The 3,364-nt window shown below is 64.5% G+C and carries 2 protein-coding genes and 1 pseudogene; 1 reads left to right on the plus strand and 2 read right to left on the minus strand.

Features of this window, described 5'->3' with window-relative positions; translation table 11 throughout:
• Positions 1 to 16: 16 nt before the first annotated feature.
• Entirely contained in the window at positions 17 to 157 is a 141-nt protein-coding gene (locus tag EN914_RS39415; RefSeq protein WP_245265356.1) for a hypothetical protein, read from the plus strand.
• 464 nt (positions 158 to 621) lie between these two features.
• Here EN914_RS39415 and EN914_RS28975 read toward each other — a convergent pair whose 3' ends face one another.
• Positions 622 to 2,076 (minus strand): glutamate synthase subunit beta, encoded by a 1,455-nt coding sequence (locus EN914_RS28975; protein ID WP_024504270.1) that lies wholly within the window; start codon positions 2,074 to 2,076, stop codon positions 622 to 624.
• 141 nt (positions 2,077 to 2,217) lie between these two features.
• Positions 2,218 to 3,364, minus strand: a pseudogene (locus EN914_RS28980) (glutamate synthase subunit alpha); the annotation flags it as partial.

A 3,364-nucleotide genomic window follows, 5' to 3' on the forward strand; every position in this document is an offset into this window, starting at 1 on the left:
GATCTAGGCTCTCGCCATGAACGCGGCTTCCGAAAAGAAGGGCACGGCCTGGCTGTTCATCCCGTGGGCCACCTCCAAGCAGGTGGCGCTCAAGGGTGCCCTTGCTGGCCAGCTCGTCAATCCGCCGCGCACGTCGACCTGGCAGGACGATACCTAGACTAAGTACGCTTCGCAGCCCGAGTTCAACAACTTCGTTGACAGCTTCAAAAAGATACAGGATCAAGCCGCGCTGGCTTTCACACCGCGTGTCGGCTTCGGCGAAGCCATGAACGCATGGGCCGTGGCGATGCAGAAGATGGCAAACGGCGATGACGTCGAGACGACGTTGAGGGCGCTTGCCGAAGAAATCCGCACTGGCCTCTGATCAAAAGGAACAGGGCAGTACTATTGCACTGCCCTGTTCCCGCCAACGGCGGAGATCACGCCGTGTCACCCCAAGCACTTAAACCCAGCGCTGCTTCGCCCGGCCGCGCCGACGATTTTTCTTGGCCGCCAAGGCGGCAGCCTGCGGCCGGGGCCACAACCGAAACGACCACGGCGATCAGTCCGTAAGCTGCCCGGGGCAGCGGAAGGGCGGAAAGCGCCTTCAGGTGGCCGCACAAGTAGGGTCTCGAGACGGACTCAGCGCGGCAGCACGCTCGATCCCATCAGCGCCTCATCGATGGCGCGCGCCGCCTGGCGGCCCTCGCGGATCGCCCAGACGACCAGCGACTGGCCGCGCCGCACGTCGCCCGCCGCATAGAGCTTTTCGACGCTGGTCCTGTAGTCCCGGTCATTGGCCTCGACATTCTTCGAGCGGCGGCTGTCAATGGCGATCTTCATCTGGCCGGCCAGTTCCGACACCGGCCCGCGAGCGGCTGGCCCGGCAAAGCCGATGGCGATGAACGCGAGATCGGCACGAATGACGAATTCGCTGCCGGCGATCGGCTTGCGCTTTTCGTCGACCTCGCAGCATTTGACCCCGGTCAGCTGGCCGTCTTCGCCGATGAACTCGAGCGTCGCCACCTGAAACTCGCGCTCGGCGCCTTCGGCCTGCGAGGACGAGGTGCGCATCTTGGTCGCCCAGTAGGGCCAGACCGAAAGCTTGTCTTCCTTTTCCGGCGGCTGCGGACGGATGTCGAGCTGGGTGACGCGGACCGCGCCCTGGCGGAAGGCGGTGCCGACGCAGTCGGACGCGGTATCGCCGCCGCCGACGACGACCACATGCTGGCCGCCGGCGAGGATCGGATGCGACGGCCACGCCACCGACTGGATCGGTTCGCCGCCGACCCGCCTGTTCTGCTGCACCAGATAGGGCATCGCGTCATGCACGCCGCCGAGATCGTCGCCGGGAATGCCGGCCGCGCGCGGCGTTTCGGAACCGCCGCAATAAAGCACCGCGTCATGTTCGGCGAGCAGCTCGGCAACCGGCTTGTCGACGCCGACATTGACGCCGCAATGGAAGGTGACGCCCTCGCCCTGCATCTGCTCGATGCGCCGGTCGATATAGTGCTTCTCGATCTTGAAGTCGGGAATGCCGTAACGCATCAGCCCGCCGGGCCGGCTCTCGCGCTCATAGACATGGACGTCGTGGCCGGCGCGGCCGAGCTGCTGGGCAGCCGACATGCCGGCCGGGCCGGAGCCGATGACGGCGACGCGCTTGCCGGTCTTCTTCTCCGGCGGATAGGGCCTGATATGGCCGGTCTCGTAGGCCTTGTCGGCGATCGCCTGCTCGACCGTCTTGATGGCGACGGGAATGTCCTCGAGGTTCAGCGTGCAGGCTTCCTCGCAAGGTGCGGGGCAGATGCGGCCGGTGAATTCCGGGAAATTGTTGGTCGAATGCAGGTTGCGGATCGCATTGTCCCAGTCGCCATTGTAGACGAGGTCGTTCCAGTCTGGAATCTGGTTGTGGATCGGGCAGCCGGTCGGCCCGTGGCAGAACGGAATGCCGCAATCCATGCAGCGCGCGGCCTGTTTCTCGACCTCCTTGTCAGACATCGGCAGCGTGAACTCGCGGAAATGCCGGATGCGGTCGGAGGCCGGCTGGTACTTGTGCACCTGCCGGTCGATTTCGAGAAAGCCTGTTACCTTGCCCATAGTCCAGCTCCTGCTGTCCAGATGGTGCGGTTTTCGCCGCACCCGTTAACCCCTTGAGGCAGCCATGGCAACCTTGCGCCGGAGGTCAAACTGTCGATGAAGATGGGCCGGGAAGCCTGGGCTCCCCGGCCATTGCAAAGCCTATTCCGCCGCAACGCCCATGCGCATGCGTTCCATCTCGATCAGGGCGCGGCGGTATTCGACCGGCATGATCTTGCGGAACTTCGGCCGGAACGTCGCCCAGTCGTCGAGAATCTCGCGACCACGCACCGACCCGGTGTAGTGCACATGGTTGGATATCAGCTGGTAGAGCCGCTCCTCGTCATGGCTGGTCATGTCGCCGGAGACGTCGACGCGACCCTTGTGGTCGAGGTCGCCGCCATGGTGCAGCAGCCTTTCCATCAGATCGTCTTCTTCCGGAACGGGCTCCAGCTCGACCATCGCCATGTTGCAGCGCTCGGCGAAATCGCCCGCCTCGTCGAGCACGTAGGCGACGCCGCCAGACATGCCGGCGGCGAAGTTGCGGCCGGTCTTGCCGATGACGACGACGATGCCGCCAGTCATGTACTCGCAGCCATGATCGCCCACGCCTTCGACGACGGCGGCGACGCCCGAATTGCGCACGCCGAAACGCTCGCCGGCGACGCCGGCGAAATAGGCTTCGCCCTCGGTTGCGCCATAGAGCACCGTGTTGCCGACGATGATGGATTCAGCCGCGACGATCTTGGCCTCTTCCGGCGGCCGAATGACGATGCGTCCGCCCGACAGGCCCTTGCCGACATAGTCGTTGCCGGCGCCGACAAGCTCGAACGAGATGCCGCGCGCCAGGAAGGCGCCAAAGGACTGGCCGGCAGTGCCGGTCAGCTTCACCTGGATCGTATCCTCGCGCAGGCCCTTGTGCTTGAAGCGCTTGGCCACTTCGCCCGACAGCATGGCGCCCGCGGAGCGGTCGACATTGCGGATATCGACCTCGATCTTGACCGGCAGCTTGCTCTCGAGCGCCGGCTTGGCCAGTTCGATCAGCTTGCGGTCGAGCACGTCGTCGATCGGGTGCTTCTGCCGCTCGGTCCAGTGCACCGCTTCATGCGGCGCATCCGGCTTGAAGAACATCTTCGAGAAATCGAGCCCGCGCGCCTTCCAGTGCACGATCAGGTCGCGCTTTTCCAGAAGATCGGTGTCGCCGATGATCTGGTCGAGATGGGTGTAGCCCATCTCGGCGAGCAGCTCCCTCACCTCTTCCGCGACGTAGAAGAAGAAGTTGATGACATGCTCGGGCGTGCCCTTGAAG

Origin of the sequence: Mesorhizobium sp. M7A.F.Ca.CA.001.08.2.1 (assembly GCF_003998455.1) — a bacterium.
In the GTDB taxonomy this organism is placed as follows: domain Bacteria; phylum Pseudomonadota; class Alphaproteobacteria; order Rhizobiales; family Rhizobiaceae; genus Mesorhizobium; species Mesorhizobium ciceri.